Annotated in this window: 21 protein-coding genes; 10 read left to right on the forward strand and 11 right to left on the reverse strand. The window is 52.6% G+C overall.

Annotated elements, in window-relative coordinates; genetic code table 11:
• Positions 1 to 364: 364 nt before the first annotated feature.
• The 7 genes from CYQ09_RS00350 (at position 365) to CYQ09_RS00380 (ending at position 8,645) form a co-directional block, all read left to right on the forward strand.
• Positions 365 to 1,270 carry a LysR family transcriptional regulator gene (locus CYQ09_RS00350; RefSeq protein ID WP_106743430.1) on the forward strand — a complete coding sequence of 302 codons (906 nt, stop codon included), beginning with the start codon at positions 365 to 367 and terminating at the stop codon, positions 1,268 to 1,270.
• Positions 1,271 to 1,498: 228 nt separating this feature from the next.
• On the forward strand, positions 1,499 to 2,575 hold the full coding sequence (gene cyoA, locus CYQ09_RS00355; protein WP_239495816.1) for a ubiquinol oxidase subunit II: 1,077 nt from the start codon (positions 1,499 to 1,501) through the stop codon (positions 2,573 to 2,575).
• Entirely contained in the window at positions 2,565 to 4,541 is a 1,977-nt protein-coding gene (gene cyoB / locus CYQ09_RS00360; protein ID WP_106743431.1) for a cytochrome o ubiquinol oxidase subunit I, read from the forward strand. The genes cyoA and cyoB overlap by 11 nt, the downstream gene beginning before the upstream one ends.
• A 32-nt stretch (positions 4,542 to 4,573) precedes the next feature.
• Positions 4,574 to 5,161 (forward strand): cytochrome o ubiquinol oxidase subunit III, encoded by a 588-nt coding sequence (gene cyoC / locus CYQ09_RS00365; RefSeq protein ID WP_239495819.1) that lies wholly within the window; start codon positions 4,574 to 4,576, stop codon positions 5,159 to 5,161.
• Positions 5,161 to 5,544 carry a cytochrome o ubiquinol oxidase subunit IV gene (gene cyoD, locus CYQ09_RS00370; RefSeq protein ID WP_106743433.1) on the forward strand — a complete coding sequence of 128 codons (384 nt, stop codon included), beginning with the start codon at positions 5,161 to 5,163 and terminating at the stop codon, positions 5,542 to 5,544. The genes cyoC and cyoD overlap by 1 nt, the downstream gene beginning before the upstream one ends.
• Before the next feature lie 47 nt (positions 5,545 to 5,591).
• Entirely contained in the window at positions 5,592 to 6,332 is a 741-nt protein-coding gene (locus CYQ09_RS00375) for an SURF1 family protein (protein ID WP_106743434.1), read from the forward strand.
• Positions 6,333 to 6,548: 216 nt separating this feature from the next.
• On the forward strand, positions 6,549 to 8,645 hold the full coding sequence (locus CYQ09_RS00380) for a TonB-dependent siderophore receptor (RefSeq protein ID WP_239495817.1): 2,097 nt from the start codon (positions 6,549 to 6,551) through the stop codon (positions 8,643 to 8,645).
• Positions 8,646 to 8,691: 46 nt separating this feature from the next.
• Here CYQ09_RS00380 and CYQ09_RS00385 read toward each other — a convergent pair whose 3' ends face one another.
• The 7 genes from CYQ09_RS00385 to CYQ09_RS00415 form a co-directional block, all read right to left on the reverse strand.
• Positions 8,692 to 9,591 (reverse strand): helix-turn-helix domain-containing protein, encoded by a 900-nt coding sequence (locus tag CYQ09_RS00385; RefSeq protein WP_106743555.1) that lies wholly within the window; start codon positions 9,589 to 9,591, stop codon positions 8,692 to 8,694.
• A gap of 248 nt (positions 9,592 to 9,839) precedes the next feature.
• Positions 9,840 to 11,063 carry an NADH:ubiquinone reductase (Na(+)-transporting) subunit F gene (gene nqrF, locus CYQ09_RS00390; RefSeq protein ID WP_106743436.1) on the reverse strand — a complete coding sequence of 408 codons (1,224 nt, stop codon included), beginning with the start codon at positions 11,061 to 11,063 and terminating at the stop codon, positions 9,840 to 9,842.
• Positions 11,064 to 11,076: 13 nt separating this feature from the next.
• A complete protein-coding gene (gene nqrE / locus CYQ09_RS00395; RefSeq protein WP_106743437.1) occupies positions 11,077 to 11,685 on the reverse strand; it encodes an NADH:ubiquinone reductase (Na(+)-transporting) subunit E in 609 nt (202 codons plus the stop codon).
• Positions 11,685 to 12,338, reverse strand: a complete 654-nt coding sequence (locus CYQ09_RS00400; RefSeq protein ID WP_106358241.1) for an NADH:ubiquinone reductase (Na(+)-transporting) subunit D — start codon at positions 12,336 to 12,338, stop codon at positions 11,685 to 11,687. Before CYQ09_RS00400 ends, nqrE begins: the two co-directional genes overlap by 1 nt.
• Positions 12,338 to 13,159 carry a Na(+)-translocating NADH-quinone reductase subunit C gene (locus CYQ09_RS00405; protein ID WP_106743438.1) on the reverse strand — a complete coding sequence of 274 codons (822 nt, stop codon included), beginning with the start codon at positions 13,157 to 13,159 and terminating at the stop codon, positions 12,338 to 12,340. Before CYQ09_RS00405 ends, CYQ09_RS00400 begins: the two co-directional genes overlap by 1 nt.
• Positions 13,152 to 14,351 (reverse strand): NADH:ubiquinone reductase (Na(+)-transporting) subunit B, encoded by a 1,200-nt coding sequence (locus CYQ09_RS00410; RefSeq protein WP_106743439.1) that lies wholly within the window; start codon positions 14,349 to 14,351, stop codon positions 13,152 to 13,154. Before CYQ09_RS00410 ends, CYQ09_RS00405 begins: the two co-directional genes overlap by 8 nt.
• A 3-nt stretch (positions 14,352 to 14,354) precedes the next feature.
• Complete coding sequence (locus CYQ09_RS00415; RefSeq protein WP_106743440.1) at positions 14,355 to 15,695, reverse strand: Na(+)-translocating NADH-quinone reductase subunit A; 1,341 nt, start codon at positions 15,693 to 15,695, stop codon at positions 14,355 to 14,357.
• Positions 15,696 to 15,896: 201 nt separating this feature from the next.
• On the opposite strand from CYQ09_RS00415, the gene CYQ09_RS00420 reads away from it, so the two are divergent.
• Together CYQ09_RS00420 and nqrM are read left to right on the forward strand one after the other, a co-directional pair.
• A complete protein-coding gene (locus CYQ09_RS00420) occupies positions 15,897 to 16,931 on the forward strand; it encodes an FAD:protein FMN transferase (protein WP_106743441.1) in 1,035 nt (344 codons plus the stop codon).
• A gap of 21 nt (positions 16,932 to 16,952) precedes the next feature.
• Complete coding sequence (nqrM, locus tag CYQ09_RS00425) at positions 16,953 to 17,198, forward strand: (Na+)-NQR maturation NqrM (RefSeq protein WP_106743442.1); 246 nt, start codon at positions 16,953 to 16,955, stop codon at positions 17,196 to 17,198.
• On the opposite strand, the gene CYQ09_RS00430 is transcribed toward nqrM, so the two are convergent.
• Both CYQ09_RS00430 and CYQ09_RS00435 read right to left on the reverse strand, forming a co-directional pair.
• Entirely contained in the window at positions 17,195 to 17,380 is a 186-nt protein-coding gene (locus tag CYQ09_RS00430; RefSeq protein WP_106743443.1) for a hypothetical protein, read from the reverse strand. The genes nqrM and CYQ09_RS00430 overlap by 4 nt on opposite strands.
• Positions 17,381 to 17,486: 106 nt before the next feature.
• Positions 17,487 to 18,227 (reverse strand): phosphoadenylyl-sulfate reductase, encoded by a 741-nt coding sequence (locus CYQ09_RS00435; RefSeq protein WP_106358248.1) that lies wholly within the window; start codon positions 18,225 to 18,227, stop codon positions 17,487 to 17,489.
• Between the two features lie 532 nt (positions 18,228 to 18,759).
• On the opposite strand from CYQ09_RS00435, the gene CYQ09_RS00440 reads away from it, so the two are divergent.
• Positions 18,760 to 21,552, forward strand: a complete 2,793-nt coding sequence (locus CYQ09_RS00440; RefSeq protein ID WP_106743444.1) for a bifunctional aconitate hydratase 2/2-methylisocitrate dehydratase — start codon at positions 18,760 to 18,762, stop codon at positions 21,550 to 21,552.
• 76 nt (positions 21,553 to 21,628) lie between these two features.
• Here CYQ09_RS00440 and CYQ09_RS00445 read toward each other — a convergent pair whose 3' ends face one another.
• Both CYQ09_RS00445 and CYQ09_RS00450 read right to left on the reverse strand, forming a co-directional pair.
• Positions 21,629 to 22,417 carry a siderophore-interacting protein gene (locus CYQ09_RS00445; RefSeq protein WP_239495818.1) on the reverse strand — a complete coding sequence of 263 codons (789 nt, stop codon included), beginning with the start codon at positions 22,415 to 22,417 and terminating at the stop codon, positions 21,629 to 21,631.
• A gap of 40 nt (positions 22,418 to 22,457) precedes the next feature.
• Entirely contained in the window at positions 22,458 to 23,408 is a 951-nt protein-coding gene (locus tag CYQ09_RS00450; RefSeq protein WP_162617499.1) for a hypothetical protein, read from the reverse strand.

Genomic DNA, 23,408 nt, shown 5'->3' on the forward strand with positions numbered 1-23,408 from the left:
TTGGGTGACGCGCATCGGGAGGAAGGACGCGTCAGGGTTTCAATAGGGATTTGCCATTACCGACAAGCGCAAGGGCAAGCAGCGCGAGGAAGATGCTGCCTGTAAAGGTCGCGTAAATGCTGATCGAGTCAAGCAAAGCGTCATGGACAAAACAGCGTTGTCAGCGTTTGTGATCGCTGATGGGGATGGATCGTTGGGGTTGTCATGCAGGTGCCTGGTTATTGCGCGCCTTCACGAGTTAAGGCGCGTTGTGAACCGCGACTATGGCCGAACCATTCATTGCGCCAATGAATAAAATTCATGAATAGGGGTTTTGGTTAGCGCGAAATATAAATAATCTGGGTCCGCAGCGTAGGTAGTATGAATGAAACGAGATGATATTGCGGATTTGACGGCTTTTGTCGCTGTCGTCGAAGAAGGGAGCTTTACCCAAGCGGCGGTTCGGCTTGGCGTATCGCAATCTGCAGTTAGTCATACCATCCGCAGGGTCGAAGCAGCGCTTGGCTTTCGTTTATTGAACCGGACTTCGCGAAGCGTGTCGACCACGGACATGGGTGAAAAGCTGCTTGCTACATTGCGTCCGGGACTGGCCGAGATTGAAACACGGATTGAAGAACTGCGTAGCCTTGGAGACAGCCCAAGCGGACATATACGGCTGACCACATCAATGACTGCGGCGCGCATGATCCTTTGGCCGGTGATGACAAGGCTTGTGAGCGATTATCCTGAAATCCAGATTGAGCTGAACACCAACGCCCGACTAGCGGATTTGGCAGAAGGGCGGTTTGACGCGGCGGTCCGACTGGCCGAGGCCGTGCCGCCCGATTTAATTGCAGTCCCTGTCGGCCCCGCGATTGAGATGGCCGCAGTGGGTACGCCTGCATATTTTGCACAACGTGGCGTTCCACAGGTACCTTCTGATTTGGATGACCATGACTGCATCACGATGCGGTTTGGCACGGATACGCCGCCTTATGACTGGGAATTCGAAAAGGATGGGCAAGAGCAGATAAAGCGCGTGTCTGGACCGTTCATTTTCAACGAAGGTGATTTTTGCATAGACGCTGCGCGGGCCGGTTACGGTATCGCCTTTGTGACCCTTTCCGAAGTGCAGGCGGAAATCGATAGGGGGACTTTGCAACGGGTGCTGGCCGATTGGTGCCCCCCCTTTGACGGTTTTCAAATTTGCTATCTAAGCCGCCGCCAGATGAATTCGGCGTTTCGGTTGTTGTTGGATCGGTTACGCGATCAAAACGCCGCGGGCGATTAACTGCACTGGTGGTTTGGGGCTGCTGCCTGATATTTCACCACATCGGCGCACGGAACTGTGAATTTCGATCAACTCATTGTGAAATAAAGGGAATTCATCGATTGTGCGTCAATTCACCACGGGGCGTGTCCCGATAGCATAGGCGTAGGCCGCGAATGTAACTCGTGTTCCGGTCTGCCGGTGACCTCCCAGTCTGGCAGATGTCGGACAAGAAGAAGAGGCACGCACTTGTTCAAATATATCAAATACTTGCTGGCATTGGCGGGCGCATTTGCGCTTTCTGGGTGTCAGTACCACATCTTATCCCCGCAGGGTTGGGTCGGCATCCAAGAGCGTAATCTTTTGGTTATTGCGACATTGCTGATGCTGATCATTATTATCCCGGTTTTGATCATGGCAGTCTATTTTCCGCTAAAGTATCGCGCGGACCGATCGGATCTATCGGACTATGACCCGACCTTTGAACATTCCAACAAAATCGAAGTCGCTGTTTGGGGTATCCCGATCCTGATTACTGCAGCGCTTGGCTGGTACACATATGTTTATACGCACCGGCTTGATCCGTATCGTCCGCTTGATCATTTGCAGGCTGGCATCCCGATCGAGGTCGACGCGGTGTCGTTGGATTGGAAATGGCTGTTTATCTACCCGGAATTTGGCGTTGCATCGGTGAACGAATTGGCCGTGCCGGTGGGGCGGCCAGTGAATTTTCGCCTGACCTCTTCTACGGTGATGAATACCCTGTCGATCCCGGCATTGGGTGGCATGGTCTATTCGATGGCAGGGATGGAAACCCAGTTGCATCTGGTTGCTGACGCGCCGGGTGTGTTTCCGGGGCGGTCGGCGCATTATTCCGGCCCTGGGTTTTCCCATATGACGTTCGATACACTGTCGATGTCTGACGCTGATTTCAACAGTTGGATCGCAAACGCGAAGTCGGATGGCACCGATCTGGGCCGCGAAACCTATCTTACATTGGAAAAGCCAAGCATTGCTGACCCAGTTCGTTACTTTGCCACGGTCGAGGATGGTCTGTTCGATCATGTGGTTGAAATGTGCGTCGATGGCGGCACCGTTTGTGCGGGCCAGATCATGACGCAAGACAAGACGGGCGGTGGCGGGATTGCTGGTGTCCCAAACGCGGCGGCGTATAGCTATGACAGCAAACGCGCCATCGACGGGTTTGGCGCGTTGATAGACCTGCCGACCCTCAACCCCGAAGCCTTTTACGAGGCTTTTTTAAACTCTCCCGATTATATTTGCGGCCCATCGGCACGCAAGGAGGCCGTTAGTCATGTCAATTGAAACAATTTCACCGCTGTTTGGTCGGCTTAGTTTAGATTGGATTCCTTACCAAGAACCGATCCTTGTTGGCACGTTTGCTGCGGTGGCCGTCGGCGGTTTCGCGGTATTGGTTTTGATGACCTATTACGGGCTATGGGGATCTTTTTGGCGCGACTGGGTGACGTCAGTTGATCACAAGAAGATTGGCATCATGTATATGGTGCTTGGCTTTATTATGATGGTGCGCGGTTTTGCGGATGCGTTGATGATGCGCGCGCAGCAGGCATTGGCGGCTGGCGGCGCGGAAGGATACCTTCCGCAGCACCATTTTGATCAGGTGTTTACGGCTCACGGCGTTATCATGATCTTTTTCGTGGCGATGGCCTTTGTCACGGGGATCATGAACTTTGTCATGCCAACCCAGATTGGCGCGCGCGATGTGGCGTTTCCGTTCCTGAACAACTTTTCGTTCTGGATGACGGTCGCTGGCGCGTTGTTGGTCAATATTTCCCTGTTCGTGGGGGAATTTGCGCGTGTCGGGTGGCTTGCGTTTCCACCGTTATCGGGGGCGTCGTTCAGCACAGGTCCGGGCATGGATTACTATCTATGGTCATTGCAGATTGCCGGAGTCGGGACGACCCTATCGGGAATTAACCTGATCGCCACTATCGTAAAGATGCGCGCACCGGGAATGAAAATGATGGATATGCCTGTCTTTACTTGGACTGCGCTGGCGACCAACGTTTTGATTGTTGCGGCGTTCCCTGTTTTGACTGCCACGCTCGCGCTGCTGACGTTGGATCGCTATTTCGGGATGCATTTTTTCACCAATGACTTTGGTGGCAACCCGATGATGTATATCAACCTGATTTGGATTTGGGGGCACCCAGAGGTCTATATTCTGATCATCCCAATTTTTGGTGTGATTTCCGAAGTCGTCGCGACCTTTTCCGGTAAGCCATTGTTTGGCTACAAGACGATGGTTTGGGCCACGGCTTGTATCATGGTGTTGTCGTTCATTGTGTGGCTGCACCACTTTTTCACGATGGGATCAGGGGCGAATGTAAACACTTTCTTTGGCATCACCACGATGATCATCGCGGTGCCTACGGGGGTTAAAATCTTTAACTGGTTGTTCACCATGTACAAAGGCCGTGTGCGCCTAGAGTTGCCGATGTATTGGACCATTGGGTTTTTGGTCACCTTTACCATTGGTGGCATGACGGGCGTTTTGCTGGCAGTGCCACCGGTTGATTTCCAGTTGCATAATACCCTGTTTCTGGTCGCGCATTTTCACAACGTGATTATCGGCGGCGTTGTGTTTGGCGTCTATGCTGCCGTCACCTATTGGTGGCCCAAAGCCTTTGGTTTCAAGCTGAACGATACATGGGGCAAGCGTAGTTTTTGGTTCTGGTTCGTTGGCTTTTACTTTGCGTTCATGCCGCTTTACGCGCTGGGTCTGATGGGCGTGACACGACGGATCAACCAATACCCTGATCCTGCATGGCAGCCCTATTTCATCATTGCCGCCTTTGGCGCTGTGTTGATTTTGCTGGGGATTTTGTCCACTTTCATCGGATTCTACGTGTCTGTGCGTGACCGCAAGGCGCTGGCATGTGGTGGTGACCCGTGGAATGCACGGACCCTAGAATGGGCGACGCAATCGCCGCCCGCGCCTTATAACTTCCCACATGATATACAGGTCCGTGGGCGTGATGAATTCTGGCGGATGAAGCAAGACGGGTTCGTTTGGTCGACCGCATATCAGCCGATCCACATGCCCAAAGGCACCGCCACTGGTGTGTATATTGCGGGTTTTGCGCTGGTGTTTGGCTTTGCAATGGTCTGGTACATTTGGTGGCTGGCGACCCTTAGCTTTGTTGCGATGGTCGCAATCGGGATCGGCCACACGTTCAACTATAACCGCGATTATTACATCCCCGCCCAAGACGTGGCGGCAACCGAAGCGAAAGGAGCGGTGACATGACCCCATTGGACAGCACGCAGTTAGCGCCGGTGATGGCCGTGAATGACCACGACCATGGCGCAGATCATGGCAGTCCGACACAGATCGGGTTTTGGATTTACCTCATGAGCGATTGCATCATCTTTGGTGCGTTGTTTGCCACCTATGCCGTTCTGGGCGGTCGTTACGCAGGGGGACCGGGGCCGCTTGATTTGTTCGAGCCAGAGTTCGTCGCGGTTGAGACAGCGTTGTTGCTGTTTTCATCGGTGACCTTTGGCTTGGCGATGCTGCAGGCGGTCAAGGGCAACCTGAATCGTACGCTTGTCTGGTTGGCGGTGACCGGGGTTTTAGGTGCCGGGTTTATCGGCATGGAACTGTACGAGTTTCGGCATTTGATCCACATCGGAGCGGGTCCTGACCGGTCTGCATTTTTATCAGCGTTCTTTGCGTTGGTGGGCACACATGGGCTTCATGTAACGGGCGGGATCATTTGGCTTGTGACGCTGATGGTGCAAATCAAAATGCACGGTCTGATCGATGCAAACATGCGCCGTTTGGTGACGTTGTCGATGTTCTGGCACTTTCTTGATTTGATTTGGATCGGTGTGTTTTCCTTTGTTTATCTTGTGAGGTTGGTGTGATGCTTGCAAAAACACACAATGGGCATGGCGCGGCTAAAGATCACGGAACGATGGCACAGTTGATGATCGGCTTTGGGCTTGCCGCGCTTTTGACGATTATCCCGTTTGTCTTGATCATCGCCGAGGTCGCGATCGCCCGCACCACGTTGATCGGGATCATCATGGGCCTTGGGGCGGTGCAGATTGTCGTGCATTTGGTATATTTTTTGCATGTGAACCGCAGCACAGAGCAGGGCTGGACCCTGTTTGCGTCGATCTTTGCGGTTCTGATCTTGGTGATTGTTCTTGCTGGGTCGCTTTGGGTGATGCGCAACATGAATGAAAACATGATGCCAATGCACGATATGGACCACATGACATCGCTGCAGTCGCAGCAGGGTTAATCCTAACCGGGGCCAAATCCGGCCCCGGTTCTTGCCGGAGAAATTCTATGCCGCTTTCGATCCGCTGGCCGCGGTTTATTTTCATCAGTCTTGTTGCGTTGGTTGGGATTGCGGGGTTTTCGTCGCTTGGTGTTTGGCAAATTCAGCGTCTTTACTGGAAACGTGACCTGATAGAACGGGTGGATAGCCGTATCCATGCCGTCCCCATTCCGGCTCCGGGGCCTACAGATTGGTCCGAACAAGACGCCTATCGTAGGGTTATTGTGACTGGCCGGTTTTTGCACGACGAAGACGTGTTGATTTATACGCCCTCTGATTACGGGCCAGCGGATTGGATCCTGACGCCGCTGGTGACCGATACCGGGATGATTATCATGGTGAACAGAGGCGTTGTGCCCGACGCGCGGGCGCGGGCTGGTGATTATGCGCGTGAAGATGGGACAGTGACGGTGGCCGGGTTACTGCGTGTGTCAGAGGATAAGGGGTGGCTGTTTTCGCGTGAAAACGATCCCGCCAACGGGCATTGGTATCGGCGTGATATAGGGTCGATTACGACTGCACTGGGCTATGACAGTGCCGCCCCATATTTCGTGGATCAAGAACGAGGCGCTGCGGCGGGTTGGCCGCGCGGCGGGCAAACTGTCGTTTACTTCAGGAACGCACACCTAAGCTATGCACTGACATGGTTTGCTTTGGCAGGTGTTGTATTTGCCGGTTATGTGCTGGTTTTGTGGGGCCACCGGACCGAACAGGTCTGTGTTGCGCCGGTCGTGGATCATCACGCCTAGCAGGCAGGCCGGGCGCAAAATGACTTTGCAGCAGAAACCGACAAAAACAGTGGTGCCGTTCAAGACCTGCTGATTTGGTTCAGTTATGTGGCGAGGCATATGCCCGGCGTGCACCGCTACGCCGGCTTTCGCTTAGCCAGCCGTGTGATTGCGTCCCTCGTGGTCAGGATATGCCAGCAAACAGATCCACAAACCAACCAAAAGGTTTTGACCACCGTGACCACACAACCCACCCGGCACCCGCGCGGCCGTCGGCTTTCCGCTCTTCTTTCTAGCTGTGCTATTTTTAGCGTCTTTTGTGCCGTTCCGGCTGTCGCGCAGGATACGCCATATCCGCTGGGTCAGATTGTTTTGGATGCCGATGACGACGATAGCGGCAGTATTGTTAGCAGCCAGACAAGCGCTGGATCAAAGCTATCGGGCGATGTGTTGGATACCGCGGCCAGCGTTTCGGTTATTACCCAACAGGAAATCACCCAGCGCGGCGCGAAGTCAGTGCAAGAAGTTTTACAGTATACATCTGGTGTCGTGACGAGCTTTTACGGGGCTGATGACCGTTTTGATTATTTCCGTATTCGCGGGTTTGACGCCTATGCCTATCGTGATGGGCTTTATCTGGGTGACCCGTTTGGTGGTGTACGCGAAGAACCCTATGCATTTGAACGCGTCGAAGTTCTGAAAGGGGCGAACTCTGCTGGGTTGGGTGTGTCTGATCCGGGTGGGGCTGTGAACTATGTCACGAAGACACCCAAAGATCACCGTTTCGGTGATGCCTATTTGACGGCTGGTTCCTTTAACCGGGTCGAGGCGGGTGTCGATTTTGGCGACACGCTGAACGAAGAAGGCACATTGTCATACCGGTTAACTGGCAAAGTCGTCGATGCCGAACGAGAGTATGACTATTCTCAAGACGATGAAACATTTGTCATGGGTGGCATAACTTGGGCGCCGACGGATGCGACCAGCCTGACCTTTGTTGTTGATTATCTGAACAAAGACAGCGTACCAGGAAGCGGTGGGCATCCTGTGGGTGTCGATCTTGATCCATCAACCTTTTTGGGTGAACCCGATTTTAACTATCGCGGTACTGATCGGACCACAGCAAGCCTGCTGTTCGAACATGACTTTGATGGCGGGTTCAGCCTGAATTCTACACATCGTTTCAGCGCGACGGAAACCGACTTTGGCTATGCTTATGTGGCTGGTACCGATGCCGGCGGTGGCACAATGGCCGATCGTTATTTCTTTGCGAATGATTATACGGCTGACGAATACGTTGGTGATGTGAACGTGCAGCTTGATCGCGATTTCGGCACCGTCCAAAGCCGCAGCGTTGTGGGTGTTGAACGTCGCACATCGGATATCGACAATACCAGCTATTGGGCTTTGGCACCTGATATTGACTGGACTGATCCAGTTTACACGGGCGGCATCGATCTAAGCACATTGACGCCTTACGCGGCCACCCAAACAGAGATCGAAGCGCACGCGGTTTATCTGCAAGAAGAACTGACCTTTGCAGATAAATTCATCGCCCAACTGGGGCTACGTCAGGATTGGATTGATGTTGAACAAGTCGATACTTTGTCTGGCGCAGTCACCAAAGGCGATTTCGAGGAAACAAGCAAACGGTTTGGTCTGACTTATCGCGCAACACCGGGGATGTCGGTTTACGGCAGCTATGCTGAATCCTTTGTGGCTGATAGTCTTGGTGTGGAACCCGAACGTGGCGAGCAGTACGAGCTGGGCGTCAAGTATCGGCCACAAAACGGTCGCGCGCTTTATACCGCTTCGATTTATGATCTGACCAAAAATAACATCACACGTACTGACCCGATCACTAGCATGCCTGAAACAATCGGCGAGGTGCGGGTGCGTGGTCTTGATCTAGAAGCAAAAGCAGAACTGTCAGAAACGATTAGTCTGACCGCATCTTATTCATTGATGGACAGTGAAATCGTTGAAAATGGGACCAGCGGTAACGAAGGGAATGCACTGTCGTTCGTGCCAGAGCAAACCATGTCTGTTTGGGCACGTTATCAGTTGGCTGGCACGGGATCGCGTGGTGATATGACCTTTGGCTTGGGCGCGCATTACGATGGGGCGTATTGGATGGACGACGGGAACACGTTGAAATCTGATCCAGCCGTTATCTTTGACGCGGCTGTGACGTATGCGGTCAACGACAGTACCAGCCTTGCGGTCAACGTCGCGAACGTGTTCGACGAACGCTATGTCGCTTATGGCGGGTTCGGATCTGACTACTACAATACAGGACGCGTGATTAACGCGACTTTGCGCCGTAGCTGGTAAGCGTGGCGTGATCGGCCGTCCGCGTTTTGGCGCGGGCGGTTTGGTATTAGGGCAGGGCGGTGATATGCCGTCGCCGCCAAGCAGCAGGCGTTTCGCCTGAAACTTGACGGAACACACGGGTCAGGTGCGCTTGATCTGAAAAACCAAGCCGGGCGGCGATATCGGATATGCTTAGCCCGGTTTCCAACAGCAGTTGGCAGGCAATTTCGATCCGCTTGTGCCGCTGCCACTGCACCGGAGGCATCCCAGTTGTGGTTTTGAACGCGTGGGCAAACCAGCTTTCTGACAGTCCTACAATTTGCGACATATCAGCGACGCTTAGCCTCGCATCGGGTGCGCTATCAAACCGCGCTGTCAGGCGCTGCATTTGCGCTGGGGTCAGGCCGCCTTGGGCGCCGTAAGATGTGTCACATTTCAAATCTAGCAATCCGGTCAAAATGCTGATTGCGAGGCTCTCTGCGTAAAGGGGATGATGATTTTGGTGATCAAGCTCTGTCGCCAAAAGCTGCCCAAGCGCCAAAAGCGGTTCGCTTGCCGCGTGTTCAACGGGTTGACGCAGCGCGGCCCATGTCTGTTGGCGGCCCAAAGCGGGCACAAATTTATCCAAAAGCCAGCTTTCTGCGAAATGCAAATCAAGATGTGAAAACCGATGTTCTGATGTGAACCGGGTCCAGATCGGCATTCCGGCGGGCACATATGTGGCCCGTAAAAGAGGACGCGCCGCCGATTTTTTCACATTAGGGGTGTCCGCAATAAGAACATGCGAAGAAATGTCCTCGAAAAAGATCATGATGCGCGGATCAGGCGCAAGGTAATATCCGCGGGCATCTGATTGCGCCTGCGCGCGCCAATGTACGGCAATAAATCCTTCGTATGACTGCCAAACCACCGGCGCGGTGCGCTCGATGCCTTCGACTTGTGTGGTCATGGAATGAAAAAAGCCCATCAAGTCAGCCCGCATCATTGTGGAATGGATATTCGCCCTGACATCGGGCGCACCACGGTTGCCGTAGTTATTCAGTGGCAGTTTAGGTTTGCACGCCAGAGACGGCCCTGAATTTCAGGTGTAAAATATACAAAAATAGTCAGGTACTCAAGCTGCATTGGTGGCGAAAAGAGTGGTGGGCTATCGTGCAAATGCAAAAGCCGCACCAGTTTGGTGCGGCTTTGAGAGGTGTTTGGTTGGGTTTGGGCTTAGCCGCCGAAATCGTCGAGCATGATGTCTTCGGGATCGACGCCCAGATCAATCAGCATATTTGTGACCGACTGGTTCATGATTGGCGGACCACACATGTAGAATTCGCAATCTTCGGGTGCTGGATGATCCTTGAGGTATTCTTCCATCAATACGTTATGGATGAAGCCTGTGTATCCTTTCCAGTTATCCTCGGGGAGGGCATCTGAAAGTGCGACGTGCCATTCAAAGTTATCGAACTGTTCAGCCAGATCGTCAAAATCTTTGACAAAGAACATTTCGCGCTTTGATCGGGCACCGTACCAGAATGAAATCTTACGATCACGGTTTTCAAGGCGCTTGAGCTGATCAAAGATATGGCTACGCATTGGCGCCATGCCAGCACCACCACCGATAAAGACCATCTCTTTTTTGGTGTCGCGCGCAAAGAATTCGCCATACGGACCGGAAATCGTGACTTTGTCGCCAGGCTTTAGGTTAAAGATGTAGGATGACATTTTCCCAGCTGGAATGTCAGTCGATCCCGGAGGAGGGGAGGCCACACGGACGTTCAGCATGATCATGCCTTTTTCGTCTGGGTAGTTGGCCATCGAATAGGCGCGTTCGACAGGTTCGTCGACCTTGGATTCAAAGTCCCAAAGTTTGAAACGGTCCCAGTCTTCGCGGTATTCTTCTTCGACGTCGAATTCTGAATATTTCAGGTGGTGTGCGGGGGCTTCGATTTGGATGTATCCACCAGCACGGAAATTCACGTCTTCGCCTTCTGGTAGGTCCAGAACAAGGGCCTTAATGAATGTTGCCACGTTTTCGTTTGAACGAACGGTACATTCCCATTTCTGGACGCCAAAGACTTCTTCTGGAACTTCGATTTCCATGTCCTGTTTGACCGCAACCTGACAGGACAGACGGTCGCCGCACGATGCTTCGCGTTTGGTGATGTGGCCTTCTTCGGTTGGCAGGATTGACCCGCCGCCTGAATGAACCCGCACACGACATTGCGCGCATGTACCGCCGCCGCCGCAAGCGGATGGGACGAACAGTTTTTGTTCGGACAGCGTTTGCAGCAATTTGCCGCCCGCCGGGACCGATATGGTTTTTTCGCCATTGATTGTGATGTTAACGTTGCCGCTGGACACAAGTTTTGAACGCGCGGCCAGAATGACTGTGACGAGCGCAATAACGATTGTTGTAAACAGCAAGATGCCTAGGCCAAAGGTTGCCACTAGATTTCTCCGCTCATAGTTTCACGCCAGAGAATGACATGAAGGCCATAGCCATCAGGCCAGCCGTGATGAAAGTGATACCTAGGCCTTGAAGGCCGTCAGGAATGTCCGAATATTTCAGCTTTTCGCGTACGCCCGCCATCGCAGTGATCGCAAGCGCCCAGCCAAAGCCAGAGGAGATCCCGTAAGTCAGGGATTCCGAAAAGTTATAGCTGCGTTCCACCATAAACAGTGACCCACCCAAGATGGCGCAGTTCACTGTGATCAAAGGCAAGAACACCCCAAGTGCGTTGTACAGCGGCGGAAAGTACTTATCGAGCACCATTTCCAAGATTTGCACCAAAGCCGCAATCACACCAATGTACGAAATAAGGCCAAGGAACGTCAGGTCAACATCTGCAAAACCTGCCCAGCTTAGCGCGCCTGGCGCCAAGAGATAGGTCAGGATCAGGTTGTTGGCGGGCACGGTGATCGCCTGCACCACCATCACAGAAATCCCCAGACCAATCGCAGTCGAGATTTTCTTAGAAACGGCGATAAACGTACACATGCCCAAGAAGAATGACAGCGCAAGGTTTTCGACGAAAATTGCCTTAACGGCGAGTGAGAGTAAGCCTTCCATTAGTGCGCATCCACAACTTGAATTTTGTATTCGCGTTCTTCCACTTGACTAGGTTTCCATGTGCGGAACCCCCAGATCAGAAGACCGATGATAAAGAACGCCGATGGCGGAAGCAGCAGCAGGCCGTTTGGCACATACCATCCACCATTGTTCACGGTCGGCAAGATGGTAAAGCCCATCAGGCTGCCGGATCCGAACAATTCTCTGATAATGCCGACGAGCATCAGGATGAAGCCATAGCCCAATCCGTTGCCGATCCCGTCGATAAAGCTGTCGATGGGTGGGTTTTTCATCGCGAAGGCCTCTGCGCGGCCCATCACGATACAGTTTGTGATGATCAGACCAACAAAGACAGACAGCGTTTTGGAAATCTCGAATGCGTAGGCCTTGAGCATCTGGTCGACCAGAATAACCAGTGACGCAATGATGACCATCTGCACAATGATCCGGATCGAGCTTGGGATATGGTTGCGGATCATCGAGATAAACATTGATGAAAACGCGGTCACAAGTGTCACGGCAATCGCCATAACAAGCGCGACTTTCAACGATGATGTCACAGCAAGCGCTGAACAAATGCCAAGCACCTGCAAAGTGATTGGGTTGTTATCGACCATCGGGTCGATCAACATTTCCCTACGTGTCTGTCCCATCAGATATCTCCTGCTTTTAGGTTCTCAAGGAAAGGACCGAAACCGGATTCTCCCATCCAGAACCTGACCAGATTGTTGACGCCGTTTGTTGTCAGCGTTGCACCCGCAAGCGCGTCGATGTGATAATCGTTGCCAGCGGCTGGTACTGTTTTTGACACGCTAATTTGTAGCGTCCCGTCATCGTCGGCCAAACGTTTGCCGTTCCACAATGCTTTCCAGCGTGGGTTATCGACTTCGGCGCCCAGACCGGGTGTTTCCGCGTGTTCATAAAACTGCAAACCATAGATGTCGTTGCCGTTTTCTTCGAGCGCGATAAACCCATAAAGCGTGGACCAAAGCCCATAACCGTGGATTGGCAAGATCAGCTTGTCGAGGTCGCCGTTGTCGTCACGCAGCAGATAGACCGTTACGTATTCGGCTTGGCGGACAATCCCTGCGGGATCATCATCAAGCGCAACTGACGTTTCCGGGTCGTTAGCCGCGGCGCGATCATCAAATGTCGCTGGGTCGAATTCGTCTGTGAATGTTCCGGTGCTTAGCTCAAGCACTTGTGGTTCAAACGCGGCAAAGGATTCAACCACGTCTGCATCTGGGTCATAAATACCCGCGACTTGCAGGATGTTGACCTGTTTGTCTTTCAACGCGTTGATTTCTTGCAGCGGGCGCAACGTGACGGCGGCCGCAGACACGATCATCGATGCGATCAGGCACAGCACCACCGCGACGAACACGGTTTTTGGCACCGAATCCGTTGGCAGCGCCATAAAGCGTGCAATTGGGCCTTTGGCCGGTTCGGGGAGGTTGTTTTGTTCTTCAGACATGACGTTTAGCCCTGCGACGAATGTTCGCTTGGACGACGAAGTAGTCGATCAACGGCGCGAATACATTACCAAATAGAATTGCGAGCATCATGCCCTCGGGAAAAGCGGGGTTCACGACGCGGATCATGACGACCATAAAGCCGATGAGCGCACCATAGATATAGCGGCCAGCGTTGGTGTGCGATCCGGAAACAGGTTCCGTGACCATAAACACAAGGCCAAATGCATAGCCGCCGACAACAAGGTGCCAGTACCACGGCATCGCAAACATTGGGTTCGTGTCGGACCCGATGGCGTTCAACAGCAGCGAAAACCCGATCATCCCAGCAAGACACCCGACCACCATCCGGTAGTTGGCGATTTTCGTGGCGAGCAAGAACGCGAGACCCAACAGTGCTGCGATTGTGGATGTTTCACCCATTGAACCGGGCAAGAAGCCGATAAAGCTGTCCCACCATGTCAGGCCATGTGCGGCGAGCGTCTGATAGCCGTCAGATGCCGAAACAGCCAATGCCGTCGCGCCAGTAAAGCCATCAACAGGCACCCAGACTGAATCACCTGAAAGCTGGGCAGGATAGGCAAAATACAAGAACGCGCGCCCGGTCAGGGCAGGGTTCAAGAAGTTCTTACCAGTTCCGCCAAAGACTTCTTTGCCGATGACCACACCAAAGATGATCCCTAGCGCGACTTGCCATAACGGCGTCGTTGCGGGCAGGATCAACGCATAAAGCATTGATGAAACAAGGAAACCTTCGTTGACTTCGTGGCGGCGCACCGTGGCAAACACCACTTCGAATACACCACCAGCGACAAGCGTGGTGATGTAGATCGGTAGGAAATACATCATCCCATGCAAGATATTAGCCAACGGGTTGCTTGGGTCGAACCCGATACCTAATGCGCCGATAACAGCCGCGCGCCAGCCCGACGGGCCAAAGTCTGCGATGGCTGCGTTTGTTTGCAGCCCGACGTTATATGTACCCATCAAAATGCAGGGGATCGTCGCAAGCACAACATAAGTCATGATGCGTTTCATATCGACATAGGACCGCGCGTGCGGCGCAACAGTGGTTACGGTTTTAGGTGTGTAAATGAAGCTCTCGATCATTTCATAGATCGGGAAGTAACGCTCCCATTTACCGCCTTTTTCGAAATCCGGTTCAATCCGGTCAAAGAAATTTCGAAGACCCATGGATCAACCCTCTTTTTCGATGGTGGCCAGACAGTCGCGCAGCGCAAGTCCGTATTCATATTTTGCGGGGCAGGCGAAACCAGCAAGCCCCAGATCTTCTTCGTCCAGCTCGAGCGCGCCAAGCGCCTGCGCCTGATCGGTATCCATCGTGATCAGCGCCCGCAACAGCTGCGTTGGCAGATAATCTTGGGGCATTAGCGTTTCAAACGTGCCGGTCGGGACCATTGCGCGGCGTCCGCCGTTCAAATTTGAAGTCAGCGGGAATTTGCGACGCGACAAGGAAGAGCCAAGGACGGGCTGCACCGCGTATTTATCGACCATTGGTCGAATCCAGCCCATCGGGATTTGTTTGCGGTCTTCTTCGATCAATGTGATTTGACGGGCATAACGGCCAAGATAGCCGTTGGCACCTTCGCCCATGCGTCCGCTTAGTACTGAACCGGAAATCATCCGAACTGGTGTATCGGCTGGCGTGTCATTGATCGCTAGATCGGCCATTGATGCGCCGACTACAGTGCGCACCAAACGTGGGTCGGCGCAGACTGGACCAGTCAATGCCACAACCCGTGTTGCGTCATATGTGCCAGTTTGCAGTAAACGTCCGATTGCGATCACGTCTTGATAACCGATCGTCCAAACAGTTTTGTCGCCGTACAGCGGTTCAAGAAAGTGAATATGTGTTCCAGCAAGCCCAGCCGGGTGCGGACCAGAGAAAGCAGCCGCTTCAACGCCAGCGACATCACTGCCCGGGATATCGGCACCGTCCGCATGGCAAAGGTATGTTTTGCCTTCGGTTAACAGTGCGATGGCTTTTAGACCGTCGATGAATGCATCGGATTGTTCGCGGATGATCGGCTGTGGATCGGCGGCCAGTGGCTCTGATTCCATCGCGGTTACAAAGATCGCAGAGGGGCGGCTTTCGGGGGTAGGGACCTTTGAATATGGCCGAGTGCGGAACGATGTCCACAAACCTGCGCTACAAAGGCGTTCCGCCAGCCCGTCGGCGGTTGTCGCATCGCCCACGGTCGAAAAGTCGACAGGTGCGGCATCGCCTTCAACCTGAATTTCCACACTGATCAATTTGCGCCGTGCGCCCCGATTGATCGCTTTGATTCGCCCAGCAACGGGTGAAACCACCTGCACCTGCGGCGTATCTTTGTGGGAAAATATTGGTGTTCCCGCAACAACACTATCGCCTTCGGCAACAGTGAGTCGGGGTTTGAGCCCAATGTAGTCATCACCAAGGATAGCGACAGTCTGTACTGCCGGTGCAGTCTCGACATCTTCTCTTGGCGCGCCCGCAATTGAGATGTTCAGACCTTTATGTAGTGCAAATCGCTGCAATGCTGACCTCGTCGAGACTGTTTTTTGATTTCCGCACGTCTATTGGCTGGCTGCCTGAGCGGAAATTGTGAAAAGTTAAGTGTGTGGCTTCATTTTGCCGTGGATAACCGAGGTAAAATCTGTTGAAAAGGCATTAATGGTCGCATGGCGCTGGCAGAAATGTCGTGTTAGACGGCGGCCCATCGAAAATTGAGGTAAATTGTGTCCCAGTCAGTCAAATTATCGCGCCGTAGCTTTATGCTAGTGCCGCTATGCCTTGCCGCTTGTAAGCCGGGCGAATCGCTTTTGAAGGTGTCGGGTCTGACCATGGGCACGACTTATAACGTAGCTGTTGCTGATGCGCCGCGCTTTGTGTCGCAATCGGATGTGAAGGCGGCGGTTGATGGCGCCTTGGCCACGGTCAACCAGCAGATGTCCAACTGGGACGCTAACTCTGAGATTTCGCGCTTTAATGCGCAGACAAGCACCGACGCACAGGTTATTTCTGCTGAATTGGCCGAAGTCATGACCGCAGCCGAGACTGTTCATCTGGCAAGTGGCGGTCGTTTTGACACGACGCTTGGTCCGGTGATCGAACTTTGGGGCTTTGGCGCTGATGATCATTCACTGTCTACACCGAACGAAGCAAGCCTGCTGGCTGCGCAAGCGAAATCAGGTCACGCCAACACATTGCGTGTCACGCCCGGTGCGCTGCAAAAAACACAACCAGACGCTAATATTTATTTGGCCGCGATTGGCAAAGGCTATGGTGCTGACCTTGTTGGTCGCGCGCTGGAGCAGTTGGGCGTACACAACTATTTGATCGAAATCGGCGGCGATCTTTATGCGTCGGGCCACAATGCTGATGGCACCGCATGGCAGATCGGTATCGAAACACCCGAAGCCCACGGGCGCGGTGTTTTGGATGTTGTGTCGGTGTCAAATGTTGGGCTGGCGTCATCTGGCGACTACCGCAACTTCTTTGAACAAGATGGTCAGCGTTATTCGCACCTGATTGATCCGCGCACTGGTCGTCCTGTCACGCACAACACCGCGTCGACAACTGTATTGGCTGAAAATGCGATGCTTGCTGATGCGTGGGCGACCGCGTTCCACATTATCGGACAAGAAGAAGGTCTGGTACTGGCAGAAGAGCTGGGCCTCGCGGTTCTGTTCACGCAACATAACGCAAATGCGAACGCGCACGGCTTTACAACAAGCGCAAGTTCACGTTTTACGGCCTTAACGCAGGTCTAAACCAAATAAAGAGACGCAGTTATGGCGACGTTTTTTCTGACATTCGGATTTTTGCTGGTCATCATGCTTGGCATGGCGGCTGGCGTGATCTTGATGGGGCGCACCATCAAAGGAAGCTGCGGCGGATTGAATGCAATCGCGGATGCTGATCAATGTCTTGTCTGTAAAAAAGACATTGATCCAGATAGCCCGCTGCGCGAACGTCTTGCGTGCCCACGTGCGCGCAAGATGTTGGAAAATGCTGGCTTAGACCAAACTGCTGATTAACTGACTTTGGCGAGCGGTATGAAACCGAGGGCCAAAAAAGAAACCCCAGCAAGCAGCCCGTAAACCCACAGCTTCCAAGTTGGTCCTTCGACTTTCCAAACTTGGCGGTATCTGTGGCCACCCCAACAGCCAAGCACAAAGATCATTGTTGCAATGGCGGGGGATAAAGTCAGATCAGACACGGTATTTTCCTAGCATGGTGATCTTGCTAGCTATCTTCATTAATTGTTGGCTTGGCAATAGCGTCTGCCGATACCGCGCAATGTTTAACGCGGTATCGGTTTGATCCTAGGTGGGATCTAAGTGCAGACCGCATTCGCGGTTTTGGCCAAAGAACCGTGTATCTTCTTCGCGCATACCATCTTCGAGCTTGCGCGTCGTGTGGGTGTCGCCAACACTGACATATCCCTGTTCCCAAAGCGGGTGATAGGGCAGGTCATGTTCCTTAAGGTACATGTGAACGTCACGGTTGGTCCAATCCACAATCGGGTGGAATTTGACGCGACCATGCTGGAACTCGAGGATTTTACGCTCCGCGCGGCTGTCGGCCTGAACGCGGCGCAGGCCGCTGTACCATGTGCCAGCACCAACATTGCCCATTGCGCGCTGCATTGGTTCAACTTTGTTGATTGTATTGTATTTCTTTAGACCTTCTTCGCCCTGATCCCAAAGCTGACCAAAACGGGCTTCTTGCCAGGCGGGGCTCATCTCTGCGCGGTAGACGTGCAGGTTCAGGCCAAGCCGTTCGGTCAGTTCGTCGATAAACCGATAGGTTTCAGGAAATAGATACCCAGTATCAAATAACAGGACAGGGATGTCTGGCACCTGCGCGGTCATCATATGCAACATGACCGCCGACTGGATGCCGAAGCTAGATGAAACAACGTGATCGCGGGGCAGGTTTTCCAGCGCCCATTCAACACGCGTTGTCGCGGTTTGGTCTTCGAGCCATTCATTGGCAGCAGAAAACACTTTGGGTCCATGCGACGCATGGTTCGGTTCGGTTTTTTGAGCAGCTTGAGTTTTCATATCATTGCACTTTGGTGTTAGTTCAGCTGTGATAATTCGTATGTGTTACTTTGGCTTAGACGATGGTCGTTGGTGTGTGACGTAATCGTCGAACCCTTTGTTAGCGTTACGTTCTCTTAGCTAATCGTAGCGTCGTTTCATTGGATACGTTGCCGTCGATTGCTCTGTCTTGCATCTGATAAAGCAACCCAGCCCGCGATTCACAAGGCAAGCCCGGTACGAAAGGACGATCGTGGCGGGTTTCATTCAAATCAAGAAACCCACATTCTTTATATGGTCGATAAGGGTGAACAACGTTTGGGCTGATCCGAAAGAAAAATCCTGAGACGCCGGGCCTTTCGATGATATTTTTGCTTTACATAGGCGCGATAAATGCGCACTGCCCCATTGAAAATACCCAAAATATTATGGCTCCGATGTATATATTGAAACCTAATCTCTTTTGGTATACGACCGCATACAGCGAGATCCCCTTGGGTCGACAGTTCCTGCCATCACCCAGTTCTGACAACATTTACACTTCCGGATAGCCATGAGCCTGTACACAGAATACCTGACCGAAATCGAAACGCGCAAAAAGCAAGCGTTGCACCCGAAACCCATCGAAGATGGCGCGCTGGTCAAAGAAATCATTGCGCAAATCAAAGATGCGGATAACGCGCATCGTGCAGATTCGCTTAAGTTTTTCATTTACAACACGCTGCCCGGTACAACGAGCGCAGCGGGCGAAAAGGCCGCGTTCCTGAAAGACATCATTCTGGGCGATGTGGTTGTTAACGAGATCACACCGACCTTTGCGTTCGAATTGCTTTCACACATGAAAGGCGGACCTTCGGTTGAGGTTCTTCTTGATTTGGCGTTGGGTGACGACCTAGACATCGCAAAACAGGCTGCTGATGTTCTGAAAACGCAGGTCTTTTTGTACGAAGCTGATACTGATCGCCTGAAAGCGGCCTATGATGCAGGTAATGCCGTCGCGACCGATATTCTGAACAGCTATGCCGCAGCCGAGTTTTTCACAAAGCTGCCCGACATCGAAGAAGAAATCAAAGTCGTGACTTATATCGCGGGTGAAGGCGATATTTCTACCGATTTGCTGTCACCGGGGAATCAGGCCCATTCGCGTTCTGACCGTGAATTGCACGGCAAATGCATGATCACACCCGAAGCACAGGTCGAAATTCAGGAACTGCAAAAACAACATCCCGACGCGCGCGTGATGCTGATCGCTGAAAAAGGCACAATGGGCGTTGGGTCTTCTCGGATGTCTGGCGTGAACAACGTGGCCTTGTGGACTGGTAAGCCAACCAGCCCTTATATTCCGTTCGTGAACAATGCGCCTGTTGTTGCGGGTACAAACGGCATTTCACCGATCTTTTTGACAACTGTTGGTGTGACCGGCGGTATCGGGATCGACCTTAAGAACTGGGTTAAGAAACTGGATTCAGACGGTAACCCGATCCTGAACAACGATGATAACCCTATCCTCGAGCAGAAATATTCGGTTGAGACAGGAACGATCCTGACCATCAACACCAAAGAAAAGAAGCTATATAACGACGCTGGCGATCAAGAGCTTGTCGATATGTCGTCTTCGTTCACTCCGCAAAAAGTCGAATTCATGAAGGCGGGCGGTTCTTATGCCATCGTCTTTGGTAAAAAGCTGCAAAGCTTTGCGTCCGAAACGCTGGGTCTTGAACTGAAATCTGCCTATGCGCCGTCCAAAGAAATTCACCACGAAGGTCAGGGCCTTACCGCTGTTGAAAAGATCTTTAACGCGAATGCTGTTGGTGTAACGCCGGGCACTGTTTTGCATGCTGGGTCTGATGCCCGCGTGAAAGTGAACATCGTTGGGTCGCAAGACACCACAGGTTTGATGACATCCCAAGAGCTTGAGGCGATGGCGGCGACTGTTCTTTCGCCAACTGTTGATGGTGCTTATCAATCCGGCTGTCACACGGCATCGGTTTGGGATTTCAAAGCCCAAGAAAACACTCCTAAGTTGATGAAGTTTATGCATAACTTTGGTCTGATCACCGCGCGTGACCCCAAAGGCGTTTACCATTCAATGACCGACGTTATTCACAAGGTGCTGAATGACATCACGGTGGATGATTGGGCAATCATCATCGGCGGCGATTCCCACACACGTATGTCCAAAGGCGTGGCCTTTGGTGCTGACTCGGGCACTGTTGCGCTTGCGCTTGCCACGGGCGAGGCAACAATGCCGATCCCTGAGTCCGTGAAAGTGACGTTCAAAGGCAAAATGGCCGACCACATGGATTTCCGTGATGTGGTACACGCGACGCAATTGCAGATGTTGAAGCAATTTGGCGATAACGTGTTCCAAGGCCGCATCATCGAAGTGCACCTAGGCACATTGCTTGCTGACCAAGCCTTTACGTTCACTGACTGGACTGCGGAAATGAAGGCCAAAGCCTCTATCTGTATTTCAGAAGACGACACGCTTATTGAATCGCTTGAGATCGCTAAGCACCGCATCCAGATCATGATTGAAAAGGGCATGGAGAACGACGCCAACATGCTGCAAGGTCTGATCGATATTGCGGATAAGCGGATTGCTGAAATCAAATCTGGCGCGAAACCAGCGCTGACCGCCGATGACAACGCGAAATACTTTGCCGAAGTTGTCGTGAACCTAGACGAGATCAACGAGCCAATGATCGCTGACCCTGATGTCAGCAACGCCGATGTGTCAAAGCGCTATACCCACGATACGATCCGCCCGATTTCTTACTATAAAGCAGAGAAAAAGGTCGATTTGGGCTTTGTTGGGTCCTGCATGGTGCACAAAGGCGACGTAAAAATCGTGGCGCAAATGCTGCGGAACCTTGAAAAGGCACAAGGCGAGGTCACGTTCAAAGCACCGCTGGTTGTCGCCGCGCCAACATACAACATCATCGATGAGCTGAAAGAAGAAGGCGACTGGTCCGTTCTTCAGAAATACTCTGGCTTTGAATTTGACGATTCAGCACCAAAGAATACCGCGCGTACAGAATACGAAAACATTCTGTATCTTGAACGCCCGGGCTGTAACCTTTGCATGGGTAACCAAGAAAAAGCCGCCAAAGGCGACACTGTTCTTGCGACATCTACCCGTTTGTTCAAAGGCCGCGTTGTGGAAGATGCTGACGGCAAAACAGGTGAATCGCTGCTGGCGTCCACGCCAGTTGTTGTGTTGTCCGCAATTTTGGGGCGTACCCCAACCGTCGAAGAATACATCACGGCTGTTGAAGGTATTGACCTGACAAAATTTGCGCCACCGCTTGAAAAGCCAGCAGGCACATTGTCAGCCCACTTCTAAGGCGCTGAAATGCAATAAAAAAGGGCCGGTGGATAATCCGCCGGCCCTTTGCGTTTATGATGTAGGTTGATTTGCCTTAACCTGCGGCTTCGGCGCGTTTTGCTTGTTGATGTTCATCTTCGATCAGGCCGATTTTCCAATATCCTGAAATATATGCGTCACCCTTCGGCACGCCGCGCTGGTTTACGATTTCGTCGCGTAGGATTTTGATCATGCTGCTTTCACCTGCAATACAGGTTTGCACTTGACCCGAAAGCTCCGGCAGGGCGCGTATTTTTTCGATGCTTTGCGCGTTTGGAACATGCGGGTCTGGATGGACAAGCCATTGAATTTCGACGCCTTCTGGCGCGTCTATCTCTTGCCTATCTTCTGGCGTGGTAATTTCGAAAAACGCGATCCCTTTGGCATCGCGCGGCATGGATTCAAGCGTTGCCGCAGCAACGGCCAAGGCCGACATGTCTGCCGCTAGCACATAGGTATCAGCGAAAAAGTCTTTTATCTTTACAGGGCCCGGTCCGGCAAATCCCACTACATCACCAGCTTTGCATCGCCGTGCCCATGCTGATGCAGGCCCGGCATCGCCGTGATCAACAAAATCGATGTCGATTTCACCTGCGTCAGCACGCAGATAGCGGATCGTATAGGTTCTTACGTCTGGTCGCGGTCCGTCGGTAAGCTGGGTCTTGAATGCGTCGATGGGTTGATCGACCTTGGGCATGAACAGCTTAAAATGCGCGCTGTCGATGCCCGTTTCCAATGTCTTGATCCAATCGGCGGTACATGTGACGCGGATCATGTTGGGGGTCAGCCACGATTTTTGGGTTACTGTCATCAGCCGTGGCGTGCGTTTCGGTGGTTTGCTCATTGGTCTGTGCTTTCGTGTTTTGCCAGTAAATGTGGCGTCTCTAAATAGAGTAGGATGCGGGCGGCAGCGATTCCAGTAGCGCATTCCAATATGTGATATCAGCCGCCGGATCAGCGCCTAAGATTGTGATAGCGCGTGATTTTTCATCGTAAATTTCAAGCTGGGACAGGCGGCCAAATCTGGTTACCCAGACCGATGCGATCTGCGCAAGATCAAGCGCAAAGTTGCTGTTGGTCCCGCTGACCAATAGGATTTGATCTGCCATCTGCGCAGTGCCAGAGGTGGCTAAATCACCTTGAATAAATCCTGATCCCGGAACAAGGCGTGCGTGACCTATTTTGCGGTCGCAAAGGAAAGACACAAAGCTGGTTAATGTTTGTTTGGCAACGGGCCAAGCCCGGCTTTTTCCGACATAGGGCAAGGTGGTGTGCCGTGTAACACCACCGTCCACCAATATATCGTTCAAATGATGCCCTGTTTCGCGCTGGTCCCAGTTGTCGCGGGCGTTGCGTACAGCAGCAAGCGGTACAACATCGCCGGGAATGGTTGGTGTTTGCGGCGCTGCGCATATTTCGTTTTGGGCCTCGATTGCGTTGATAACGCGGCCATCGTAATCACAGGCTGTTTCAATGCGGTGGGAAATGTCACCCTCTGTACATGCCAACACAAGTGATTGCCGGGTGTTCGTGGCGTCGTTGGACCTAAGCAGGTTGATCGGTACATCCGGCGCGATGCGCATATTGATCCGATTACGCGATAACCTAAATGGCATGGCGCTGGTTTGGTATGGGGCGTAACCGCCACGACCTGTCAAAAGTGCAACGCCATTGTTGGTACTGATAAGTGAATCAGACAACTGCGTCCCAACAAGAGCCAAAGTATCAAGCCCCGCCCCAAGGGAGGTAACCGGCCCTTGTTGGCGAAGCGCAGTCAATGTTCTGGGTAATGGTTGTTCCGAAGTACACAGGCAGGGGGCCTTAAGTTTGGGCAT

This window comes from Yoonia maritima (assembly GCF_002933395.1).
Classification (GTDB): domain Bacteria; phylum Pseudomonadota; class Alphaproteobacteria; order Rhodobacterales; family Rhodobacteraceae; genus Yoonia; species Yoonia maritima_A.

What these genes read in the sequence shown, in the direction of transcription:
- CYQ09_RS00435 (WP_106358248.1), bottom strand. Translation starts at nt 18,227, where the DNA reads ATGAAAACTCAAGCTGCTCAAAAAACCGAACCGAACCATGCGTCGCAT.
- CYQ09_RS00350 (WP_106743430.1), top strand. Translation starts at nt 365, where the DNA reads ATGAAACGAGATGATATTGCGGATTTGACGGCTTTTGTCGCTGTCGTC.
- nqrE (WP_106743437.1), bottom strand. Translation starts at nt 11,685, where the DNA reads ATGGAAGGCTTACTCTCACTCGCCGTTAAGGCAATTTTCGTCGAAAAC.
- cyoB (WP_106743431.1), top strand. Translation starts at nt 2,565, where the DNA reads ATGTCAATTGAAACAATTTCACCGCTGTTTGGTCGGCTTAGTTTAGAT.
- cyoC (WP_239495819.1), top strand. Translation starts at nt 4,574, where the DNA reads ATGGCCGTGAATGACCACGACCATGGCGCAGATCATGGCAGTCCGACA.
- cyoD (WP_106743433.1), top strand. Translation starts at nt 5,161, where the DNA reads ATGCTTGCAAAAACACACAATGGGCATGGCGCGGCTAAAGATCACGGA.
- CYQ09_RS00405 (WP_106743438.1), bottom strand. Translation starts at nt 13,159, where the DNA reads ATGTCTGAAGAACAAAACAACCTCCCCGAACCGGCCAAAGGCCCAATT.
- CYQ09_RS00410 (WP_106743439.1), bottom strand. Translation starts at nt 14,351, where the DNA reads ATGGGTCTTCGAAATTTCTTTGACCGGATTGAACCGGATTTCGAAAAA.
- CYQ09_RS00450 (WP_162617499.1), bottom strand. Translation starts at nt 23,408, where the DNA reads ATGCCCAAACTTAAGGCCCCCTGCCTGTGTACTTCGGAACAACCATTA.
- CYQ09_RS00400 (WP_106358241.1), bottom strand. Translation starts at nt 12,338, where the DNA reads ATGGGACAGACACGTAGGGAAATGTTGATCGACCCGATGGTCGATAAC.
- nqrM (WP_106743442.1), top strand. Translation starts at nt 16,953, where the DNA reads ATGGCGACGTTTTTTCTGACATTCGGATTTTTGCTGGTCATCATGCTT.
- CYQ09_RS00375 (WP_106743434.1), top strand. Translation starts at nt 5,592, where the DNA reads ATGCCGCTTTCGATCCGCTGGCCGCGGTTTATTTTCATCAGTCTTGTT.
- CYQ09_RS00440 (WP_106743444.1), top strand. Translation starts at nt 18,760, where the DNA reads ATGAGCCTGTACACAGAATACCTGACCGAAATCGAAACGCGCAAAAAG.
- CYQ09_RS00385 (WP_106743555.1), bottom strand. Translation starts at nt 9,591, where the DNA reads ATGGGCTTTTTTCATTCCATGACCACACAAGTCGAAGGCATCGAGCGC.
- CYQ09_RS00445 (WP_239495818.1), bottom strand. Translation starts at nt 22,417, where the DNA reads ATGAGCAAACCACCGAAACGCACGCCACGGCTGATGACAGTAACCCAA.